This is a genomic window from Agrobacterium sp. LEGMi-208b (assembly GCF_059511785.1).
The window spans coordinates 637984-656721 of sequence record NZ_CM183445.1; the positions used below are offsets into that span (position 1 = coordinate 637984).

22 protein-coding genes are annotated in these 18738 nt (G+C 61.1%); 7 read left to right on the plus strand and 15 right to left on the minus strand.

The annotated features are described in order from the left end of the window. The first annotated feature begins 5 nt into the window (after window positions 1-5). Window positions 6-614, plus strand: a complete 609-nt coding sequence (locus AC5YUO_RS03170) for a LysE/ArgO family amino acid transporter (protein ID WP_496154221.1) — start codon at window positions 6-8, stop codon at window positions 612-614. Here AC5YUO_RS03170 and AC5YUO_RS03175 read toward each other — a convergent pair. After that, window positions 611-1999 carry a M20 family metallopeptidase gene (locus AC5YUO_RS03175; RefSeq protein WP_496154222.1) on the minus strand — a complete coding sequence of 463 codons (1389 nt, stop codon included), beginning with the start codon at window positions 1997-1999 and terminating at the stop codon, window positions 611-613. The two genes, AC5YUO_RS03170 and AC5YUO_RS03175, sit on opposite strands and share 4 nt — an antisense overlap. 111 nt (window positions 2000-2110) lie before the next feature. Here AC5YUO_RS03175 and AC5YUO_RS03180 point away from each other — a divergent pair, with 111 nt between their 5' ends. Beyond that, entirely contained in the window at window positions 2111-2698 is a 588-nt protein-coding gene (locus AC5YUO_RS03180) for a DUF1214 domain-containing protein (protein ID WP_400811646.1), read from the plus strand. Beyond that, entirely contained in the window at window positions 2691-3239 is a 549-nt protein-coding gene (locus AC5YUO_RS03185) for a DUF1254 domain-containing protein (protein WP_400811643.1), read from the plus strand. The genes AC5YUO_RS03180 and AC5YUO_RS03185 overlap by 8 nt, the downstream gene beginning before the upstream one ends. 18 nt (window positions 3240-3257) lie before the next feature. On the opposite strand, the gene AC5YUO_RS03190 is transcribed toward AC5YUO_RS03185, so the two are convergent. Beyond that, window positions 3258-3446: a hypothetical protein gene (locus AC5YUO_RS03190; protein WP_400811640.1), complete on the minus strand. Its 189-nt coding sequence runs from the start codon at window positions 3444-3446 to the stop codon at window positions 3258-3260. Between the two features lie 561 nt (window positions 3447-4007). On the opposite strand from AC5YUO_RS03190, the gene AC5YUO_RS03195 reads away from it, so the two are divergent. Further along, the gene (locus AC5YUO_RS03195) at window positions 4008-4940 is read left to right on the plus strand and encodes a DUF2336 domain-containing protein (RefSeq protein ID WP_496154901.1); all 933 of its coding nucleotides are present in this window, start codon (window positions 4008-4010) and stop codon (window positions 4938-4940) included. A gap of 64 nt (window positions 4941-5004) precedes the next feature. Here the strand turns inward: AC5YUO_RS03195 and AC5YUO_RS03200 are convergent, their stop codons facing one another. From AC5YUO_RS03200 to AC5YUO_RS03210, 3 genes are all read right to left on the minus strand, one after another. Continuing rightward, complete coding sequence (locus AC5YUO_RS03200; RefSeq protein ID WP_496154223.1) at window positions 5005-5373, minus strand: DUF1491 family protein; 369 nt, start codon at window positions 5371-5373, stop codon at window positions 5005-5007. 238 nt (window positions 5374-5611) lie between these two features. Further along, window positions 5612-6511, minus strand: a complete 900-nt coding sequence (locus AC5YUO_RS03205; protein ID WP_496154224.1) for a peptidoglycan-binding domain-containing protein — start codon at window positions 6509-6511, stop codon at window positions 5612-5614. Next, the gene (locus AC5YUO_RS03210; RefSeq protein ID WP_496154225.1) at window positions 6483-8015 is read right to left on the minus strand and encodes a sensor histidine kinase; all 1533 of its coding nucleotides are present in this window, start codon (window positions 8013-8015) and stop codon (window positions 6483-6485) included. Before AC5YUO_RS03210 ends, AC5YUO_RS03205 begins: the two co-directional genes overlap by 29 nt. A gap of 487 nt (window positions 8016-8502) precedes the next feature. Here AC5YUO_RS03210 and AC5YUO_RS03215 point away from each other — a divergent pair, with 487 nt between their 5' ends. Together AC5YUO_RS03215 and AC5YUO_RS03220 are read left to right on the plus strand one after the other, a co-directional pair. Continuing rightward, on the plus strand, window positions 8503-8928 hold the full coding sequence (locus AC5YUO_RS03215) for a DUF5330 domain-containing protein (RefSeq protein WP_496154226.1): 426 nt from the start codon (window positions 8503-8505) through the stop codon (window positions 8926-8928). Window positions 8929-9125: 197 nt separating this feature from the next. Further along, window positions 9126-9542, plus strand: coding sequence for a SufE family protein (locus tag AC5YUO_RS03220; RefSeq protein ID WP_496154227.1), 417 nt, complete (start codon window positions 9126-9128; stop codon window positions 9540-9542). Window positions 9543-9545: 3 nt separating this feature from the next. Here the strand turns inward: AC5YUO_RS03220 and AC5YUO_RS03225 are convergent, their stop codons facing one another. From AC5YUO_RS03225 to AC5YUO_RS03270, 10 genes are all read right to left on the minus strand, one after another. Continuing rightward, window positions 9546-10373 (minus strand): DUF6456 domain-containing protein, encoded by an 828-nt coding sequence (locus tag AC5YUO_RS03225; RefSeq protein WP_496154228.1) that lies wholly within the window; start codon window positions 10371-10373, stop codon window positions 9546-9548. Beyond that, the gene (locus tag AC5YUO_RS03230) at window positions 10366-10788 is read right to left on the minus strand and encodes a helix-turn-helix domain-containing protein (protein ID WP_400811628.1); all 423 of its coding nucleotides are present in this window, start codon (window positions 10786-10788) and stop codon (window positions 10366-10368) included. The genes AC5YUO_RS03225 and AC5YUO_RS03230 overlap by 8 nt, the downstream gene beginning before the upstream one ends. A gap of 407 nt (window positions 10789-11195) precedes the next feature. Beyond that, window positions 11196-11624 carry a MucR family transcriptional regulator Ros gene (ros, locus tag AC5YUO_RS03235; RefSeq protein ID WP_003497181.1) on the minus strand — a complete coding sequence of 143 codons (429 nt, stop codon included), beginning with the start codon at window positions 11622-11624 and terminating at the stop codon, window positions 11196-11198. Between the two features lie 433 nt (window positions 11625-12057). Further along, a complete protein-coding gene (mnhG, locus tag AC5YUO_RS03240; protein WP_400811624.1) occupies window positions 12058-12390 on the minus strand; it encodes a monovalent cation/H(+) antiporter subunit G in 333 nt (110 codons plus the stop codon). Next, window positions 12387-12773, minus strand: a complete 387-nt coding sequence (locus AC5YUO_RS03245) for a cation:proton antiporter (protein ID WP_496154229.1) — start codon at window positions 12771-12773, stop codon at window positions 12387-12389. Before AC5YUO_RS03245 ends, mnhG begins: the two co-directional genes overlap by 4 nt. After that, complete coding sequence (locus AC5YUO_RS03250; RefSeq protein WP_400811620.1) at window positions 12770-13249, minus strand: Na+/H+ antiporter subunit E; 480 nt, start codon at window positions 13247-13249, stop codon at window positions 12770-12772. The genes AC5YUO_RS03245 and AC5YUO_RS03250 overlap by 4 nt, the downstream gene beginning before the upstream one ends. Beyond that, window positions 13246-14823 carry a Na+/H+ antiporter subunit D gene (locus tag AC5YUO_RS03255; protein WP_496154230.1) on the minus strand — a complete coding sequence of 526 codons (1578 nt, stop codon included), beginning with the start codon at window positions 14821-14823 and terminating at the stop codon, window positions 13246-13248. The genes AC5YUO_RS03250 and AC5YUO_RS03255 overlap by 4 nt, the downstream gene beginning before the upstream one ends. A gap of 19 nt (window positions 14824-14842) precedes the next feature. Then, window positions 14843-15220: a Na+/H+ antiporter subunit C gene (locus AC5YUO_RS03260; protein WP_003509263.1), complete on the minus strand. Its 378-nt coding sequence runs from the start codon at window positions 15218-15220 to the stop codon at window positions 14843-14845. Further along, on the minus strand, window positions 15220-15639 hold the full coding sequence (locus tag AC5YUO_RS03265) for a Na(+)/H(+) antiporter subunit B (RefSeq protein ID WP_496154231.1): 420 nt from the start codon (window positions 15637-15639) through the stop codon (window positions 15220-15222). The genes AC5YUO_RS03260 and AC5YUO_RS03265 overlap by 1 nt, the downstream gene beginning before the upstream one ends. Continuing rightward, window positions 15636-18017 (minus strand): putative monovalent cation/H+ antiporter subunit A, encoded by a 2382-nt coding sequence (locus AC5YUO_RS03270; RefSeq protein ID WP_496154232.1) that lies wholly within the window; start codon window positions 18015-18017, stop codon window positions 15636-15638. Before AC5YUO_RS03270 ends, AC5YUO_RS03265 begins: the two co-directional genes overlap by 4 nt. Before the next feature lie 254 nt (window positions 18018-18271). Between AC5YUO_RS03270 and msrB the strand changes: the two genes are divergently transcribed. Next, window positions 18272-18679: a peptide-methionine (R)-S-oxide reductase MsrB gene (msrB, locus tag AC5YUO_RS03275; protein ID WP_003522288.1), complete on the plus strand. Its 408-nt coding sequence runs from the start codon at window positions 18272-18274 to the stop codon at window positions 18677-18679. Window positions 18680-18738 lie beyond the last annotated feature (59 nt).

Below are 18738 nucleotides of genomic sequence, written 5' to 3' on the forward strand. Positions count from 1 at the left end.
CGCGCATGGACATTCAGATCTTCTTCACCGGCCTGACGATGGGCCTCAGCCTCATCGTCGCCATCGGCGCGCAGAATGCATTCGTTCTGAAGCAGGGTCTGGCGCGCTCGCATGTCTTTGCCGTCTGCGCCACCTGCGCCATTGCCGATGCGCTGCTGATCACCGTCGGCGTTTTCGGTTTTCAGCGGATCAGCGCCATCATGCCGGCGCTCGATCCCATCATGCGTTATGCGGGCGCCGCCTTCCTCATCTGGTATGGGGCAAAAAGCCTGCATTCAGCATTGCGTTCATCGGCGGCGCTTTCGGTCGCCGAGCGGCAGGAGGCGAGCCTATGGCAGACGCTCGCCATCTGTCTTGCCCTGACCTTCCTCAATCCGCACGTCTATCTCGATACCGTCGTGCTGCTCGGCACCATTTCCACGCAGTTTCCCGGCTTCGAAAAGACTTTCGCGGCGGGCGCGGCCACAGGCTCGCTGGTCTTCTTCTTTTCGCTGGGTTACGGCGCGCGCTGGCTGCGGCCGATCTTCGAGAAACCCTCCGCCTGGCGCATTCTCGAAGGCGTCATCGCCGTCACCATGTGGGCCATCGCCCTCAAGCTCGTCATGGGCGCCTAAAGCGGCGGCCTATCCCCCTCTCCGATATCCCAATAAAGTCCGGCCATAAGGGTAAGCGCCTCGCGGGCGATCGCCTTCGGCAGATGTTCGTTCGGCGCATGCTGAGAGCAGCCGGGATAGGAATGCGGCACCCAGATGGTGCGCAGTTTGAGGATATCGGCAAAGATATCGTTGGGCAGCGAACCACCGAGATTGGGCAGAAGCGCCGGTTTCCTGCCCGTCGTGCGGGCAATGGAGCGCAGCGTGAAATCCACCCACGGGTCCTGCGGATCGAGCCGGGTGGCGCGGAAAATCTCGTCGCCGGCAGGCGCGATTTCCACCATGCCGAAACCCTGCCGGTCGAGGTGACGCCGCACGGCGGGCAGAACCGCGTCCGGATCGATGCCGACGACGAAACGCAATTGCAGCCGCGCCCATGCCCGTGGCGGAATGGCGTTGACCGGCGCGCGCGGATTGCCGGTCTCGAAAGCCAGCACTTCCAGCGCGCACCAGCCGAAAACCCGCTCGGCGGTGGAAAGGCCGGGTTCACCCCAGTCCGGATCGATCTTCGGGCCGTCCGGCCCGCCATCGATCTCGCAATCGGCAAGGGCCTCGCGCACCGCCTGTGGCAACTCGTCCGGCACCAGTTCCGGCACGCGGATCTGGCCGGTCGGGCCGACGAGGCTTGCGACGGCATGGGCCAGTTGCACGCCGGGATTGGAGAGCGCCCCGCCCCAATTGCCGGAATGATGGCCGCCCGCACGCGCCTCGATCACCAGATCGAAGGTGATGCCACCGCGTGCGCCGAGAAAGACCGTCGGCCGCTCCGCATTCAGCCGCGGGCCATCGGAGGCGATCAGAAGATCGGCTTTCAGCCGCTCGCCATGGTTCCGGCAAATCTCCCGCAGGCCGGGTGAGCCCCTCTCCTCACCCATCTCGATCAGATATTTGGCGTTGAAACCGAGCCTGCCGCGTGTCTCGAGCACGGCTTTCAGCGCCGCCATATTGACCGAATGCTGCCCCTTATTGTCGGCGGTGCCGCGCCCATACCACCGGCCATTGCGCTCGGACATCACAAAGGGCGAAAGACCCTCGGCCCAGCCCTCGTCCTGACCGCGCACCACATCGCCGTGGCCATAACCCAGCACGGTCGGCAGCGTGTCGCCTTCGAAACGCTCGGCGAGCAGAAACGGCAAATCCGCCGTCGGGTCACGCAGGATGGTGCAGGAAAACCCCATGGCGGCGAAAGCGGGCAACATTTCCTGTTCCAGATAAAGCGTCAGTTCCGCACCCTGCTCCTCATTCTGGCTTTCGGTCCGCCGTAAAACGCGGCGCGACAGATCCCGCTCGAAGCTGCCATCGTCGAAACAGGCGGCGGCACGGGCGATTGCGGATTGTCGCGACATGATGGAATATCCCCGGTTGTGATCATTTTCACCAAGACTAAACAAGCCACGCCATTTTCCAAACAGGGAATCAGTGATAGTCCTCGACCTGTTCATAAACGGGAAAACAGCGTGTTCCGAGTTCCATTCCTTGTCGGCATCGCCCTTCTGATCGCCTTTGGCGGCGGTATTGCCGCGACGCTGGCAGCCCTTGAGGCGACATCCGGCTTTGGATCGATCCGCATCGGCTCCTGGGATGCGTTTCCCGAAGCGCAGACGATCGAGGCCGACCCTTACGCCAAATCGCACCGCGCCGACGCCGGCAAGCTGCTTTACGGAACCGCCGAGGGGCTGGCTTTTACCGCCTCCGTCGACAGCGACGGCCAGCGCCTGAGCGGCGAGTGCCGATACCGGCTGGCGGGCGCCGTGCCGCCCGCCCGTTTCTGGACGATCTACACCGCCGATCAGCAGGGCAATGTGCTGGCCGAAGATGCCGGGCGGCCCTTCGCGCTGAATTCCCGCACGCTTCTGCGCAGCGCCGATGGCGGCATCGACATCACCATCGCCGCGGACGCCCAGACCTATAACTGGCTGTCAGTGCCGCAGGGCCAGACCTTCAAGCTGGTCATGACCCTGCTCGACACGCCGGTTGCCGGCAGTTCCGGCCTGATCGATATCTCCATGCCGCAAATCCGCAAGCTGGGGTGTGGCAATGCTTAGGGTCCTGCTCGCCATCCTCACCGGTCTCGTCGGCGCAGCCGTGCTTCACGTCATCATTCTTCTGGCGATACCGCATTTCAGCAATCGCGACGCCTATACGCGCGCGGTTGCTGAAGGAAAGCCGCATCTGTTTCATCTGCTCGAAGAGACGACGGAGAAAAAGACGCTTGGCAGCGGCGATCCCTTCATGCGGGTTGCTGTCTGCACCTTCGATATCGAGGACAAGCCGGTGAGGCTGACCGCCATCGGGGCCGTGCCCTTCTGGTCGGTCGCGGTTTACGACAAGGCCTCGAATGAGGTGTTCAGCATGAATGACCGCACATCCGCCGGCGGAGTGATGGATATTCTGGTGGCGGATGCAGTGCAGATCGCCGCCATCCGCAAGGCGCAGCCGCCCGCGCTTTCACAGGCCATTCTGGCGGAATCGGATCAGACGGAAGGATATGTGGTGTTGCGAACCATGGTGCCGCAGCCGAGTTTCGGCGAAGAGGCGGAACGGTTCCTGAACGAGGCGAAATGCCAGCCGACGCCATGGAAATAACGTCGGTATTCTCTGCAATCAGGATTTGAGGGCGGTTTCCGCTGCGGATTTGCCCTTGCGCGCGACTTTGCCTGAAGGCTCGGTATCGCGTTTTTCATAGCGCACGCCGGTAAACAGCACGACTTTCGCCGGGCCGATAACATGTCCGACCGCGCCAGCGGGGCGCAGGCTTCGTCGGGCGTCGCCGATTGGAATAATCTCTGCCATGCTCATCTCCTCTTCGGGACATGATTGTGAATGTTGCCCATGGGAACCGCGCAAGCCTCGTCTTGCGTCGGGAATGTCATCACCATCACATTGCGCATAGGCCAGTCCACAGACTGGTTTTCGCACGATCCAAAAATCTAAATCGATTCTTATAAGGCGATCGTGCGCAGATTCAGGCTTCGCATGCCATTTTTGCATTTATTCCGTCGATAAGAATAACATGGAATCCTAATACTGCCCATGAAATTACAAACAGACAGAGGTTAATGATCCGTTAACCTTAATTGCCGGGGCTCAACTTATTCCTGCCGGAGCCGCACCCCTTGAAAACCAAGGCCCTGCGGTAAAGTTCCACGGCATTTCGTCCGTCATCAAGGTTTTAAAATTTCCTTGTTGATAGACGCAGTTTCCCTCTTGCCACCCCCCATAGTTAACAGGACGTCAACGCATTTGCTCTAATTTGAGCCGATATTGTGTTTGCGTTTGTTGGGTAGTGCGTTGACCGACCGGTTTCGAGAACTTGAGAGGCCAAGAGCCATTAGGAAGAAAGATGTGGTGCTGATGGCCACGGTGACGAATTTCGAGAATGTCTCCCATCCGTCAAAAACGGACCTTCGGCAGTTCGCCGAACTTTTCATGCCGCTTTTCAACGCCTCCACCGACGAAGCCAAGCGGGAGGCGATCGCCGCTCTCTCCCAGCATCCGAGCGTGCCTTCGGCCGTCGCCTTCTTCATCGCCTGCCAGCCGATTTCGCTTGCGGCGCCCTTTCTCATTTCGTCGAAATGCCTCGATGACGACACGCTGATCACCATTGCCCGCACGCAAGGCGCGGCGCATGCGCGCGCCATCGTGCGCCGCGAGGACCTCTCCCCCACCGTCATCGATGCGCTTGTCGGGCTGCGTCATGCGGAAGATCTGAAACGGCCGGATGAAGAGACGGCGGCTGCCGAACCGCAGGCGGCGGTCAGCGCCGAAGAGCCGAAAGCGGAAGAAAAGACGGACAACATCGCCGCCGCTTCCGCGCTCGAAGAGGAAATGCGCCAGCGGATCAAGCAGATGGCGCATCACCTCAACCGCCCGGAAAGCGACATTCTCGGCCTTCGCCGCCTGAGCGACGTGCAGGAAGCGCTGCTGGTGCGTTTCGCCCGCGAGCGCAATGCCCGGCAATTCGCGGTGGCGCTGGCGGATTCGCTGTCGTCGAGCTACTGGCTGTCGGAGCGCATCATGCTCGATATATCAGGCGCGCAGCTTGCGACGACGCTGACGGGCCTTGGCATGGAATTTTCCGAGGCGGCCTTCGTGCTGCAATGCTTCTATCCGCATCTTTCCGCCGCCGAAGGCGACATGAGCCGTGCCGAAGCCCTGCTCGACCGTCTCGATATCGTGGAATGCGAAGAGCGGCTGGAAAGCTGGCGGCGGGCCGACAGCTATACGCATGGCCGCGAACGGCCGGTCCACGGCACACCGGCTGCTGCGCAGAGAACCGGGACGTAAGGGTAAGCGCGGCTGGCCTTGCGTCTTCACCGATGCGGGCCATTCGCGGACGAAAAACCGGGGTTCACTTTTCCTGGTTCCAGGCTTTGGGCTGATCCACCAGCGTCAGCAATGTTCCGATCTCGTCGGTTTCGATTTCCACGACCCACAGGTCGCTGTCGAAACGCCGCTCCCTTTCCAGAAGAGCGGTACTTTCCTCGCCTTCAGCACCGGCAAGACGCGTTTCGAAACGGCGCTCGGCGCGGATTTCCTCCTCATCGGCGAAACTTTGCGGCGCGGGTCCATAGAGGTTTTCGCGGCCATCACGCAGCCGCTGGCGGATGAAAATCGCGCCGGCCTCCTCCGCACCCTTCTTTTCGACAGCGGCAAATCCACCGGCGGCGAAGACGCGGCGGATGAGGGCGGAGACGAACATTTCGGATTTTAGGCGCATGGGTGTGCTTTCAATTTTACGCTGCCGAAGGTGCTTGGGGCTTTACCCCCCTCTGCCCTGCCGGGCATCTCCCCCTCAAGGGGGGAGATCGGCAAGCGGCACTACCACCACTTCATTCGCTGACGTTGAGATGGGCGCGACCTCGCCGCATATCGATCTCCCCCCTTGAGGGGGAGATGCCCGGCAGGGCAGAGGGGGGTAAAGCCCCAAGCACCTTCGGTCCACTGTCAATCAAACCTCAAAGCGCCCCGATCGACTTCAGCTTCTTCAGCACGGCCTCGCTCGGCTCGCCGGTTTCCGGCAGGCGATAGTGTTTTTCAAACGCGCGGATGGCGTTGCGGGTCTGCTGGCCGGCCACGCCGTCCACCTTCACGTCGGCATAGGCGATATTGATCAGCCCCTGCTGGATCTTGGCGATGAGATCGCGGCTTGCCGGTTTGGCGGCACTGTTGAGGGAAGCCGGCTCAGCCTTCGGGCGCGGTGCTTCCGCCTTGCGGATGGCAGCCGCGACCGGGTCGATCTCGACGCCGCCGCTGCTATCGGCGGGCCGGTCCCGGGGGATCGCCGCAACCGTCGCGCCATCGATCCTGAGCGCCGCCAGCACGCGGGTCGTCGGTTCGCCGGTCTGTTCCATGCCCAGCGTTTCTTCGAAGAACATGATGGCGGCGGCAGTCTTCGGCCCCATGCGGCCATCCGCCTCGCCTTCATAAAGCCCGCGTTTCTTCAACTCGGCCTGAATATCGGCAACGATCTGCTGCGGCTTCTGGGCTTCGGCAACGGGTTGCGCCGGGGTTTCGGCCGCAGGCTGCTGCGCGTTTTGCGTCTCGGCCGGTCGTTCAATGCGGAAAGTGGTGACATTGCCCTGCGTGCCGAGCGGCTCGGCCGGGCGATAACCGGCAATGCCGTTCGGGTTTTCCGCATCGCGCGTGCGCAGGAAAGGCGAAGGGTGCACGCCCGGCTGATACCAGAGCGCGTTGGCGGCGACAAAACCGAAGACGACCGCGAAGGCACCGCAGCTGCCGACCAGTTTCGGATGGCGCAGGATTTCGCGCCCGATGGCCGAAACCACCAAGGAAACAAGCCCGGCGCCAATCTGGGCCGTTGTTTTCTTAGGCGATTTTCGCTTTCGCGGGGCCATCGTCACCATCCTTTTTCATCATTGCAGCCATGTCGCCGAGCTGCCGGATGCGCGGCGGAAACTCCACCGTGCTTTCGGCTTCGGCGCTTTGGCCCTCACCCGCCATGCCGGAGCCGTCGGCAGGCAAGGTGATCGTTACGACCGTTCCCTCGCCGGGCTCGCTGGCGATGGCGAACGTGCCGCCATGCAATGCCACAAGCCCCTTGACCAGGGACAATCCCAGACCCGTGCCCTCATAGCGACGGGTATATTCATTCTGAACCTGCATGAAGGGCTGGCCCAGGAGTTCGATCTTGTCGGACGCGATGCCGATGCCGGTATCGCTCACCGTCAGCTTCAGCATTGCACCCTCGCGCGCGGCGTCGATCGACACCACACCACCGGCATCGGTGAATTTTATGGCATTGCCGGCGAGATTGATGAGAACCTGCCGGATGGCGCGCTGATCGGCCGAGATTTCGCCGATACCGCGCTGGATGCGGCTGGTCAGGGTCAGGCCCTTTTCCTTCGCCTGCAGGCCGAGCATCGCTTCGCAGGACGAGATCGTCTCGGCAATCGGGAAGCTTTCCATCATCAGCTCGTAACGGCCGGCTTCCAGCTTGCTCATGTCCAGCATGGTGTTGACGACGGACAGAAGATGGGCGCCCGACTGGCGGATAAGGCCGACATATTCCCGCTGGCGATCGTTTTCCAGCCGGCCGAAATATTCACCGGCGAGAATATCGGAAAAACCGAGAACGGCGTTGAGCGGCGTGCGCAGCTCGTGGCTGACGGCGGCAAGAAAACGCGACTTGGCATCATTGGCCGATTCCGCCTCTGCCGCCTTGCGGGCGACATCGCGGCGCAGGCGTTCCATCTCGGTGACATCGGAGAGCTGGGCGGCGATGCGGCGCAGACGGCCGCCGGCGCTGCGGATCGCGGTCATTTCGATACGGGCGTGCATGAATTGCGCCTGGCGCGATTTCGCACCCGTTTCGAACCGCAGCTCGGCCGATGCCCTGTCTTCACCCTGCCGCAGCAGGTCGAAAGCCTGCATCAGTTCGAGGCGGTCGGAGACATAGACATATTCAACGAGGATATGGCCCTTGCTGGCCTGAAGATCGGCCGGAAATGTCGCGAGATCGCGGCCGGAGACATGTTCGACGACGCCGGTTTCACCGATCATGAGCACGAGCCCCGGCACCTGCGAAGCGGCGATCAGGTCATTATCGCCAGACGGGGCGGAAGAGGAGGACGCGCCGCGTGCCGGGCGCGAAAAGGCAATCATCAGCGCGGCGGCGGACAGGAACAGCGCCACAACCAGCGCAGCCCCGATGGGCAGCGCGATGGCCGGGCTGAAAACGAGGCTGAACAGGGCTGGTACAACAAAAAGGCCGACGGCGCTGAAGGCGATCAGCCGGCGCAGGCGTGCAACGGTTCCGGCACGCCTTTCGGCGTCCTCTTCCATGCGCGCAAGCCATCTGCCCGCGGCATGGTCGACCAATGCGACCGCTTTTTCTCTCATATTACGCAATACCAACACCGAATCCCTGAGGCGGTTCCAACGGCTCCGACAATAGAAGGCGGCGGCTTAAGGAATGGATAAAAAGAATGGCCTCAAAAGCCTCTCAAATGCGCCGCAGTCCCATTACGGGGCATTTATTCGAAGCTTTGCCAATCATGGTTAATGACGGGTAAGCGACGGATTTCGCTTCATTTTTGCCATCGTATTAACCTTTGTGGCAAAGCGGGCGGCCGCTTTCGCCCGGAACGCGCGGCCTCTGTCGCAATTATGCTTAACATGGACTGTTAAAATGCGAATGAATTCTCGGCAGGCGTCCCGATACGAGGAGAATAGATACAATTTGAATTAAATTGCGTCGCTTTTTGCAATCGGCTGTTCGCCGGTCGCGTGTAGCTTCTTCACAAGCCCGAAAAACGGGACAAAGGCCGATGACCCGAAACCGGGCGGGGCTTTAGAAAACAAAGATCATCTGGCAGGGTGTCTGACAATGTGGTTTCTGATCAAGGGAACATTCTGGTTTTCGCTGGTGCTCGTGGCGCTGTCCTATTTCGGCAGCAGCAACGATCCGGCCAAGGAACCTTCGGCCTTCGATATTCCCAGCGCCGTTTCGGCCGCCGGCGAAGCCTATCGTTATGTCAGCGCCATCTGCATCGAAAAGCCCGACGTCTGCGTCAAGGGCGCCGAAACCTTCCATGCGCTCGGCGAACGGGCCAAGGAAGGCGCGAAGGTCGCCTATGAGCTGCTGGACAAGCAGCTTGCTTCCGGTGACAAGCCCGCCGCCGCCGCCGAACTCGCGGCCGAGACCGAAAAACTGGCCGAAGCCCCGGTCGTCAGCGTCGAATTTCCGAAGGATGCCGACATGCTGAAGACCGGCACCGTCATCCCCCTGCCGCAGAAGCGCCCCGCGCCCTGATCCTGCTGCCCCCGATCTTGCCGGCCACCGCGCCGCGACTTTTTTGCAGCCGAAGATATCCGGCTGCCGACTGCCTGCCTGACTTGCCCACGGAAACCCGTTTTCCGTGGGCTTTTTCGTGGCCCATGGTTCAAAACGGCCCGCACTTCGCCTATATCCTAACAAAGACCTGCAATAACGGATGATACGGCGCGCAAATGGCCTCTCTCGAAACGATCCTTGACGACTTTGCCTTCCTCGACGACTGGGAGGATCGCTATCGTTATGTCATCGAACTCGGCAAGGCGCTTCCCGATTTGCCGGAAAGCAAGCGCACGCCCGAGAACAAGGTGCATGGCTGCGCAAGCCAGGTCTGGCTCGTCAGCCATAGCGACGGCGCCGATGATCCTCGCCTGACCTTCGAGGGCGATTCGGATGCGCATATCGTGCGCGGCCTCGTCGCTATCGTGCTCGCCGTCTATTCCGGCAAGAGAGCCTCCGAAATCGCCGGTCTCGACGCCATCGAAGTGTTCGACAAGATCGGACTGGTGGAGCATCTGTCGTCGCAGCGCGCCAACGGCCTGCGCTCGATGATCAAGCGCATCCGCGAGGAAGGCCGACTGCTGGCCGCCTGACCTTCATTTCATCATTGACGGGCGATAATCTGCATCGCCCCAATGGTGTTCTTTCCTGCCGGCGCGGGCCGCAGGCGGCGCATAATGGCGGGCAAGCGCCAGCAGTGCGGCGCGCAGCAGCAGTTTTGCCGAACGCGCCGGCCATTGTCTTTCCCGCTCCACCGTCTCCAGCCCCTTTTCGAAGCAGCAGATATCGATGGCGACGCCCGACAGTTCAGGCCCCATCGCATCGGCCGCGCGGGAAAACCGCGTTCTTGCCGCCATTGCCGCCTCGGTGAGATCGAGCGCGCCTCCCGCCTCGCCTTTCGTGCGGTTCGCTATTCTTGGCTCCCATGTCGCCGTTACCTTTGGGTTGAGGTGGCCGCGATGAAAATCGGCGGCGAGCCGCTCGCCCGCCTCCAGAGCATCCGCCGGGAAAAATGCCGCGCCGTCCCGCTCCTTCAGCCGTGCAAGGCTGGTCAGGGGGGACGTGTTGAGGTTGCGTCGCGCCGGCTGCTTCGCATCACCGACATCCACAACCACCGTCTGCATGTGCCGGTGCTGTTCCTGAAAAACCTCGTCGCGGTCTTTCGCCATTGCGCGTTTCAGATAGGCGGCGAGCGGCGGCGCGGCGGACAGGCTGTTTTCCCGCTGCTCGATCAGTCCGGAAGACACGGCAAGCCTTACCGTCAGAGCAGGAAACCGGAGGGCGGGATGCCCTGCGCGCGCCCGGTGAAGGACAATATCGCTGCCGTCCCGCGAAATCTCGACCGCACCCGAGGCAATGCAACGCAACAGCCGCAGGAGGTGAGGATTGGGGGAAACAGCCGGGACGGGTTTCATCTCACTCATCCCTCGCCCCTTTCATGACGTTGAAAATACTGCCGGTAAGCCGCTCGAGCGCGGCGACGAACTCATCGAATGCCGGTTCGTCACGCCGGTCCTCGACCACCTGGCAGGCATGGCCCACCGTCGTCCTGTCCCTGCCGAAGCAGGGGCCGATATCCGACATGGGAATGCCGAGCTGCACATGGCAAACATACATGGCAATCTGGCGGATATGGCATTCCATGCGCCGGCTGTCGCGGCGCACCAGCGTTCGGTCCCCCGTCAATTGCACCATCTCGCCGGTGAGCTGCCGTACCAGACGGCAAAGACGGGAAATTTCATCCCGCCCGGCCGCAGACGGCCAATGACGAAAAGAACGATCACCGACCTGCACGCAAGGCCGCGCGGCGGCAGACAGAAACACAGTATCCGACGGCATATGCAACTCCTCTACGAATAGGAATTAATTCATACACCTGAGAGCCCACATGGGGAAGCCCGAATTTGAATGGGACAATTATGAGATTGATACGGCTTTATTTTTGCAAAATCGATATGCGCGATTAAGGATTTTTTTCCTCGATAAAGATTCCGCGCGGCAATAAAAAAGCCGGTCGAAGGACCGGCTGGGCATAGATTTGAATGGAACAGACACTTCCCGCATCGCCAAAGGCTGGACCGATCGGCTTCGGCTTGCGCCTTCTCCCCACCGGGGAGAAGGTCGCGGCAGCGGGTTAGGGGGGCGAGGGTAGCAATATGCGGAGAGCTAGCCCCCTCATCCGACCCTGCGGGCCGCCTTCTCCCCGGCGGGGAGAAGAACCAGGCCCCGCCGGACCGTCTTTAAAATCAGCGGCTGGCCTTGCGGCGCTGACCGAGACCCATTTCCTTGGCGAGCCGCGAACGGGCTTCGGCATAGGCGGGCGCAACCATCGGATAGTCGACCGGCAGGTCCCATTTTTCGCGATATTCTTCCGGCGTCATGCTGTGATGCGTCGTGAGATGTCGCTTGAGCGACTTGAACGAGCCGCCGCATTCCAAACAGACGATGTGATCGTCCTGAACCGACTTGCGGACAGAGACGGCAGGCTTCTGCTTTTCGACATTGACCGCCACCGATGCCGGTGCCGATGTTCCGCTGAGCGCCGTGTGAACATCCGAAATAAGGCCGGGAAGGTCTGTTACCGGAACGACGTGGTTGCTAACATAGGCAGCCACAATATCCGCAGTCAGTTCGACCAGCAGATCCTGGGCGTTACCGTATGCAGTTTCCGTCATTTAAGTATCTCCTGTTTATTGATCCCCTCACGCGGACGAACGCCGCATCGAGCGATGTGAAGTTACCCGGTGCCCCACCTTCGCCTTGTTGAAACCAACGTGAAACCTACCCCTAGATTTCGAGCGAAAACCGGAAACGAATTGGTCCGAGATTCAACTTATGGCCCGCGACATGGGCAGCAATGGTCCGATGGGCCATAGATTAGACATTAATAAAATGCCTATGCCGACTATGAAGAGGCTAGATGCAAATCGCGATTAGCAACTTTACACTTAATTTGGATAACAGCAAAACAGCAAAAGTCAAATTCCTATTGTGATTTTTTCAGTTCAAAACAGTCTAATCGGAATACAAAAAATTACGGGTAATAAAATACTATGCCAAGTAGTAATTGAAAATGAATACCCCCAATTATTGGGGGGATTTTCAACTTCAAATTTTCTTGAGGTCATCAACTACCGATTTATCGGCCAGCGGATAACCTGCCTTGTGTGCCGCCATGGCAAGAAGATGTGCCGAGACCGGCGCGGTGAGGACAAAGAAGAAGAAACCGGCCAGCGCCCGTGCCAGCGTCGATATTTCCATGGAATGGATGCCGACCGCCAGAAGCAGCAGGCCGGACCCCACCGTTCCCGCCTTGGAGGCCGCATGCATGCGGGTATAGACATCCGGCAGCCGATTAAGCCCGATTGCCGCGATCAACGAGAAAAGGGCGCCTGAGACCAACAGCGCCGCAACGAGAATAGCCACGATCCAAGCCATCATTCCCTGCCCTTTCCTTTTCTGTTGGCGACACCTGTTTTCGGTGTTTTTTCAATGGCTTCTGATGCCCTTTCGCCATCGAGAACTGCCGCCGGCCTGCGTCGGCCGTCCGCGCCGCGCGACAGAACGAAGCGGGCGAAGGCCACCGTTGCCAGAAAACCGACCAGCCCGAGCGCAATGGCGATATCGATATAAAGATTGAAGCCGGTGCGGATGGCGATGACCGCGATGAAACCGATGGCGATGCCGACCAGCATGTCGAGCGCAACGATACGGTCCGGCAAGGTGGGGCCGACGACGACGCGATATACTGTCAGCAAAAAGGCGGCCGACAGAACAACCGATGCAAGTATAGTTGCAAATGAAGCTATTTGTTCCGGCGTCATATCTGAAACGCCTCCATGATCTTTCTTTCGAAACCGTTGCGGATGTCGTTTTTCGTTGCCTCGATATCGCTGCAGTCGATCGCGTGCACGTAGAGCATTGTCCTGTCTGCGGAAACATCGACCGAGAGCGTGCCCGGCGTGAGCGTGATGAGGTTGGCGAGCAGCGTGATCTGGAAATCCGTCGTCACCGTCAGCGGATAGGCGAAAATGCCGGGCTGCACATCGAGCTTCGGCCGCGTCACCAGCACGGCGACCTTCCAGGCGGAGAGCGCCAGCTCCTTGAAGAACAGCAGCACCAGCGACAGCACACGGGCAAGCCTGAGCCAGTGGTTACGCCCGCCCGGAAGCTGGTGGCGGATGATGCCGAGCGCCAGCGTCGAAACGACAAGGGCGAAAATGATGTTCGCGAGCGTGACGCTGCCGGTCACGGCGAGCCATACGGCAACGAAAAGCAACTGTACGAGATAGAGGCTCATGGTTTGCTCCCTTCGGAAAAGACCGACTGGATATAGGCCTGCGGGTCACCGAGGCCTGCGGCCGCCTGCTGGCTGAGATTGAGCAGGCTTTCCGGAAACAGGCCGAAGAATACCACCAGCAACGTCAGTCCCACCAGCGGCGCGAAGGACGGCGCTGCAGAGGGCGACGCTTGCGGCAGGGAAGGCTGACCGGGGGATGCCGCCAACGGACGCCAGAAACATAAAAGGAAAATCCGCCCGAAAGCGATGGTGGCGATGAAGCCGGAGGCGAGGATGGCACCGGCGAGCCACCAGGCGCCGATATCGATCGCCGACTTGACCAGAACCGCCTTCGGCCAGAAGCCGGAAAAGGGCGGCAGGCCGGAACCGGCGAAAAACAGCGCCAGCGCCAGCGCCGAAAACCACGGAGCCTGCCGGTAAAGGCCTCTGAGTGAGGTGAGGCTGAAACCGCCGCCGAGGCGCGCCGCATGGCCGGCGGCGAGATAAAGCGCCGTCATCAGCACCATGGAATGCAGCGCGTAGAAAATGGCGCCAGTGACGCCCGACGGCGTGCCGATGGCGATGCCGGCCATCATGTAGCCGATGCCCGATATGACGATGTAGCCGAGCATGCGGCGGATATCGTTCTGGGCGAGCGCGCCCATGGCCCCGAGCACCATGGTCAGCGCCGCCGAAATGGCGATGACGATGCTGAGTTCTTCCCGCTCGACCGGAAACAGCATGACCATGACGCGCAGCAGCGAATAGATGCCGACCTTGGTGAGCAAGCCGCCGAACAGGGCGGAAACGACGATACGTGGGGTATGATAGGAAGCGGGCAGCCAGAAGTTCACCGGAAAGGCCGCCGCTTTCATGGCGAAGGCGAGCGCGAAGAGGCTTGCCAGCGTCATCAGCGGCGCCGTGCCGCGCAGCCCGGTCGCCTTCTGCGCGATATCGGCCATGTTGAGCGTGCCGAAGATGGCATAGAGGTAACCGACGGTGATCAGGAACAGCGTCGTGCCGATGAGGTTCAGAATGGCGTATTTCAGCGCGCCATCGATCTGCTCGCGCGTCGAGCCGAGCACGATCAGGCCGAAGGACGAGATCAGCAGCACCTCGAACCAGACATAGAGGTTGAAGATGTCGCCGGTCAGGAAAGCGCCGGTGACACCGGCCATCAAGAGCATCAGGAAGGGATAAAAACCGTATCGCCTGCCGCTGGCGTCGATATCCGCGCCGGCATGGATGGCGCCCGCAAGCGCCACGATGGCGGCGGCGAGCGACAGCAGCGCGCCCGTGAGATCGGCGGTAAAGGCAATGCCGAAGGGCGGCAGCCAGCGGCCCATGACCATGGTGAACGGGCCATGAGTGGCGACATTCCACAAAAGCGCGGCATCGAGCAGCACCAGCAGGAAGAGCGCCGCGATGGCAACGGCCGCGTGGTGGCGGATGGCGTGGCGCATCATCATCAGCACCGCGCCTGCGCCAATGCAGAGCGCGATGGGGAGAATGATCAGCCAGTCGGCGAGCGGCACGGGCGTCATGACGAGCGCTGCGGAAAGATCGGTGACTGCGGAGGTGGTGGAGGATGCCATGGTGTCTCAGCCTCGCCGCTCAATAACCGAGCGGCGGCAAGGGCTCGCCTGCGGGTTCTGCGGTGCGCATTTCATCCGTGTCGTCGGTCTGCAGTTCCTGAAACGCACGCCAGGTCAGCACCAGAAGGAAACAGAAGAAGGAAAAGGAAATGACGATCGCCGTGAGGATGAGCGCCTGCGGCAGCGGATTGGCGGCGCCGGCGGGCAGCGTATCCATGCCGGGCGGAATGATCGGCGGCACTTCGCGCGTCAGCCTGCCCGCCGTGAACAGCAAGAGGTTCACCGCATTGCCGAGAATGGCGATGCCGAGCAGCATGCGGATGCTGTGGCGCGACAGCATGAGATAGATCGCCACCGAAAAGAAGATGCCGACGAGAATGGAGAAGACCGCTTCCATCAGTCGCTTTCCCTTTCTTCCAGCGCCAGCGCAATGGAGGTGATGGCGCCGACCACGACGAGATAGACACCGATATCGAAGGACATGACGGTGGAGAGCGGTATTTCGACACCGAACAGGCTCGGATAGACCCAGAGCCCGGTCATGAAGGGCACGCCGGCGGCGATGGAAACGAGGCCGGAGAGCATGGACAGCAGCAGCCCCGCCCCGGCAATCGAAAGGGGATGAAACAGGATGGCGCGCCTTACTGCGGTGACGCCATAAGCGATGCCATAGATCGCCAGCGCCGAGACCGCGATCAGGCCGCCGATGAAGCCGCCGCCGGGCTCGTTATGGCCGCGCAGCAGCACGAAGATGGAAAACAGCACCATGAGGCTGGTGACGACAGGGGCGACGGTGCGCAGAATGAGCGTATTCATGCCCGCGCTCCTTTCTTCTTCGCGGTTTTGGCCGGTCCCTTGACGGCGACCCCCTTGACGGCGGCCGGGCGGATGCGGATCAGCGCGAGAATGGCAAGACCCGTTATCATCACGACCGCGATTTCACCGAGCGTATCCGTGCCGCGGAAGTCGACGATGATGACGTTGACCACATTGGCGCCGTGGGCGATGACCTTGGAATAGGTGTTGTAGAAATCCGTCAGGCGATTGTCGAAGCTCGCCTGCGTCGCGCGCATCAGGAACAAGGCGAAGCCGGTTCCGCAGGCGATGGCGATGGTGCTGTCCAGCAGCTTCTGGCCAAGGCCGCGATGGTCTGACGGCGACAGGCGAAGCCGCGTCATCACCAGCGTCAGAATGACCACCGACAGCGTTTCGACCATGAATTGCGTGAAGGACAGATCGGGCGCGCCGAAGAGCAGGAAGATGACCGCCACCGCAAAGCCCTGAATGCCGAGCGCGATGATGGCGGTGAGCCGGCTCGACGCCGTCAGCACTGCGATGAGGCCCGCCACGGCAATGACAATGAAAGTCAGCTCATGGACCGGCATATCGCGCGGCCAGGACGGCATGGACGGCAATTCGCCACAAAGGAACAGCGGCACCAGCAGCACGGCGGCGATGACGGCGAAGGTGGCGGTGACGTAAAATTCCAGCCTGCCCGGCTGGATGAGCCGGGTGATGTGGAACGAGACTTTCACCAGCATGTCGATGAAGACGTCAAAGCCCCTGTCCGGCCCTGCCCCCAGCGCCTTGAAGGTGCGGTCGATCAGTCCACGGACGGCGGAAAGCTGCGTGTAGAGGACAATGCCGAGCGCGATGGTGAGCAGCGACAGGCCGAGCGGCACGCCAATATGGGGAATGAGCGAGATTTCCACCGAGCGCACCTCGCCGGCAATGGCGCTCGCCATCGGGGTGGAGATGTAGACATGCGCGATGCCGGAGAAGAGCGCAATTGTCAGCCCCTTCAGCGCCAGAAGCGCCGGGCCGAGCCAGAGCAGCAGCGGGCCTTCATGCGCGTGTTTCGGGGTCTTTACCGGCTTGCCGAGGAAGGGTTTCAGCGCCACTGCGAAGGCAACGGCGAACATCAGCCCGTTGCCGAGGATGGCGATGCCGGTGAACAGCACGGCACGCGGATTGCCATGCGCCAGCGCGTAATAAATCTCTTCCTTGGCGAGAAAACCGAAGAAAGGCGGCAGGCCGGCCATGGAAATCGCAGCCGCCAGCGCCGCCGCGAAGGTGACCGGCATGGCTTTTCGCAGGCCGCCGAGCTTCGTCACGTCGCGGGTACCGGTCTCATGGTCGATGATGCCGGCGACCATGAAGAGCGCGCCCTTGAACAGCGAATGCGCCACCAGATAAAGCACCGCCGCCTCGATGGCATGGTCGGAGCCGAAACCCGTTAGCATGACTAGCAGGCCGAGCGACGACACCGTCGTATAGGCGAGCATCAGCTTGAGATCGGTCTGGCGCACCGCCAGCAGCGCGCCGGTGAGCATGGTCAGCCCACCGAAGAAGGGCAACAGGATCTGCCAGGCGGCGGTATCGCCGAGAACCGGGTTGAGCCGCATCAGCAGATAGACGCCGGCCTTCACCATGGTTGCCGAATGCAGATAGGCGGAGACCGGCGTTGGCGCTTCCATGGCGTTGGGCAGCCAGAAATGGAAAGGAAACTGCGCCGATTTGGTGAAGGCGCCGCCGAGCACAAGAAGCAGCGCGGCCAGATAAAACGGGCTGTCGCGCAGGACATCGCCGCCGCGCACCAGCAGCGACAATTGCGTCATGCCGCTGATGTCCCAGATGAAGATCAGCCCGGCGAGCAGCAGCAGGCCACCGCCGCCCGTCACCACCAGCGCCTGCAGCGCGGCGCGGCGCGAGGCGGCGCGCTCATGGTCGAAACCGATCAGCAGGAAGGAGGTGATGGAGGTGAGTTCCCAGAAAACGAACAGCATCAGCAGGCTGTCGGAAACGACGACACCCAGCATCGCGCCCATGAAGAGCAGCAGGAAGGACAGGAACCGGCCCTGCTGCGGATGGCCTTTCATATAACCGCCCGCATAAAGCACGATCAGCAGGCCGATGCCGGTGATCAAGAGCGCAAAGGTCAGCGACAGGCCGTCGATGAACCAGGAGAAGCTGAGATTGAAGCTCGGCACCCAGGCATAACCGCCGGTCACCACGCCGCCCGCCGCAATCTGCGGCAGCATCAGCGCAAAATGCGCAAAGGCGAGCGCAGGCGCAATCGCCAGGACCCACGCCGCATTGTGACCGAACCTTTTAACCAGGACGGGTGCGGCAAGCGCTGCCAGAAACGGCAGAAACAGCGACAGGAATGTCAGCGGCGTGACATCGGATGTCATTCACATCTCCCGGGATGTCCCCCACCCCTGCGCGCCAATGAATGGCGTTCTTCTTCAAATCGTTTTTTCAGTTAGAGCGCATTTCCGAACGGAAAACCGGGCTCCACTTTTCCTGGAAATGCTCTAAGGCATAGACAAAGCCATCTCAACCCAAATCGGTACTCCCGGCCCATAACGAACGCGTTATGAGGCGTCGCCCCTTTCAATCGGCGACGGCGATGACTATTTGAGGCGGGAACAGAAAGGATCATTCCATGAGCGATCTGACATCCCCAAAAATCAAAAAGAGCGATGCCGAATGGCGTGAGCAGCTGACGCCGGAACAATATCGCATCCTGCGTGAACACGGCACCGAGCGCGCCTTCACCGGACCCTATTGGGATACATTCCAGAAAGGCCTCTATCGCTGCGCGGCCTGCGACGAGCCGCTGTTCCTCTCGGATACGAAATTCGATGCCGGCTGCGGATGGCCGAGCTATTTCGAGCCGGTAAAGCCGGGCGCCGTGACGGAACATCGCGACGCCAGCTACGGCATGGTGCGCACGGAAATCCGCTGCGCCAATTGCGGCGGCCATCTCGGCCACGTCTTCCCGGACGGCCCGAAGCCCACTGGCCTGCGTTATTGCATCAACGGCCATTCGATGGTGTTCGAGCCGGTTTGATGAAAGATGCGGTGAAACGCCGGCTGCGCCTGCCGGCCTTCATCGCAGAAAAGGCCGTC

Bases quoted from the DNA above. Each gene is read 5' to 3' on its own strand.
- AC5YUO_RS03170 (WP_496154221.1), top strand. From the start codon at position 6: ATGGACATTCAGATCTTCTTCACCGGCCTGACGATGGGCCTCAGCCTC.
- AC5YUO_RS03175 (WP_496154222.1), bottom strand. From the start codon at position 1,999: ATGTCGCGACAATCCGCAATCGCCCGTGCCGCCGCCTGTTTCGACGAT.
- AC5YUO_RS03185 (WP_400811643.1), top strand. From the start codon at position 2,691: ATGCTTAGGGTCCTGCTCGCCATCCTCACCGGTCTCGTCGGCGCAGCC.
- AC5YUO_RS03190 (WP_400811640.1), bottom strand. From the start codon at position 3,446: ATGGCAGAGATTATTCCAATCGGCGACGCCCGACGAAGCCTGCGCCCC.
- AC5YUO_RS03195 (WP_496154901.1), top strand. From the start codon at position 4,008: ATGGCCACGGTGACGAATTTCGAGAATGTCTCCCATCCGTCAAAAACG.
- AC5YUO_RS03200 (WP_496154223.1), bottom strand. From the start codon at position 5,373: ATGCGCCTAAAATCCGAAATGTTCGTCTCCGCCCTCATCCGCCGCGTC.
- AC5YUO_RS03205 (WP_496154224.1), bottom strand. From the start codon at position 6,511: ATGGCCCCGCGAAAGCGAAAATCGCCTAAGAAAACAACGGCCCAGATT.
- AC5YUO_RS03210 (WP_496154225.1), bottom strand. From the start codon at position 8,015: ATGAGAGAAAAAGCGGTCGCATTGGTCGACCATGCCGCGGGCAGATGG.
- AC5YUO_RS03215 (WP_496154226.1), top strand. From the start codon at position 8,503: ATGTGGTTTCTGATCAAGGGAACATTCTGGTTTTCGCTGGTGCTCGTG.
- AC5YUO_RS03220 (WP_496154227.1), top strand. From the start codon at position 9,126: ATGGCCTCTCTCGAAACGATCCTTGACGACTTTGCCTTCCTCGACGAC.
- AC5YUO_RS03225 (WP_496154228.1), bottom strand. From the start codon at position 10,373: ATGAGTGAGATGAAACCCGTCCCGGCTGTTTCCCCCAATCCTCACCTC.
- AC5YUO_RS03230 (WP_400811628.1), bottom strand. From the start codon at position 10,788: ATGCCGTCGGATACTGTGTTTCTGTCTGCCGCCGCGCGGCCTTGCGTG.
- ros (WP_003497181.1), bottom strand. From the start codon at position 11,624: ATGACGGAAACTGCATACGGTAACGCCCAGGATCTGCTGGTCGAACTG.
- mnhG (WP_400811624.1), bottom strand. From the start codon at position 12,390: ATGATGGCTTGGATCGTGGCTATTCTCGTTGCGGCGCTGTTGGTCTCA.
- AC5YUO_RS03245 (WP_496154229.1), bottom strand. From the start codon at position 12,773: ATGACGCCGGAACAAATAGCTTCATTTGCAACTATACTTGCATCGGTT.
- AC5YUO_RS03250 (WP_400811620.1), bottom strand. From the start codon at position 13,249: ATGAGCCTCTATCTCGTACAGTTGCTTTTCGTTGCCGTATGGCTCGCC.
- AC5YUO_RS03255 (WP_496154230.1), bottom strand. From the start codon at position 14,823: ATGGCATCCTCCACCACCTCCGCAGTCACCGATCTTTCCGCAGCGCTC.
- AC5YUO_RS03260 (WP_003509263.1), bottom strand. From the start codon at position 15,220: ATGGAAGCGGTCTTCTCCATTCTCGTCGGCATCTTCTTTTCGGTGGCG.
- AC5YUO_RS03265 (WP_496154231.1), bottom strand. From the start codon at position 15,639: ATGAATACGCTCATTCTGCGCACCGTCGCCCCTGTCGTCACCAGCCTC.
- AC5YUO_RS03270 (WP_496154232.1), bottom strand. From the start codon at position 18,017: ATGACATCCGATGTCACGCCGCTGACATTCCTGTCGCTGTTTCTGCCG.
- msrB (WP_003522288.1), top strand. From the start codon at position 18,272: ATGAGCGATCTGACATCCCCAAAAATCAAAAAGAGCGATGCCGAATGG.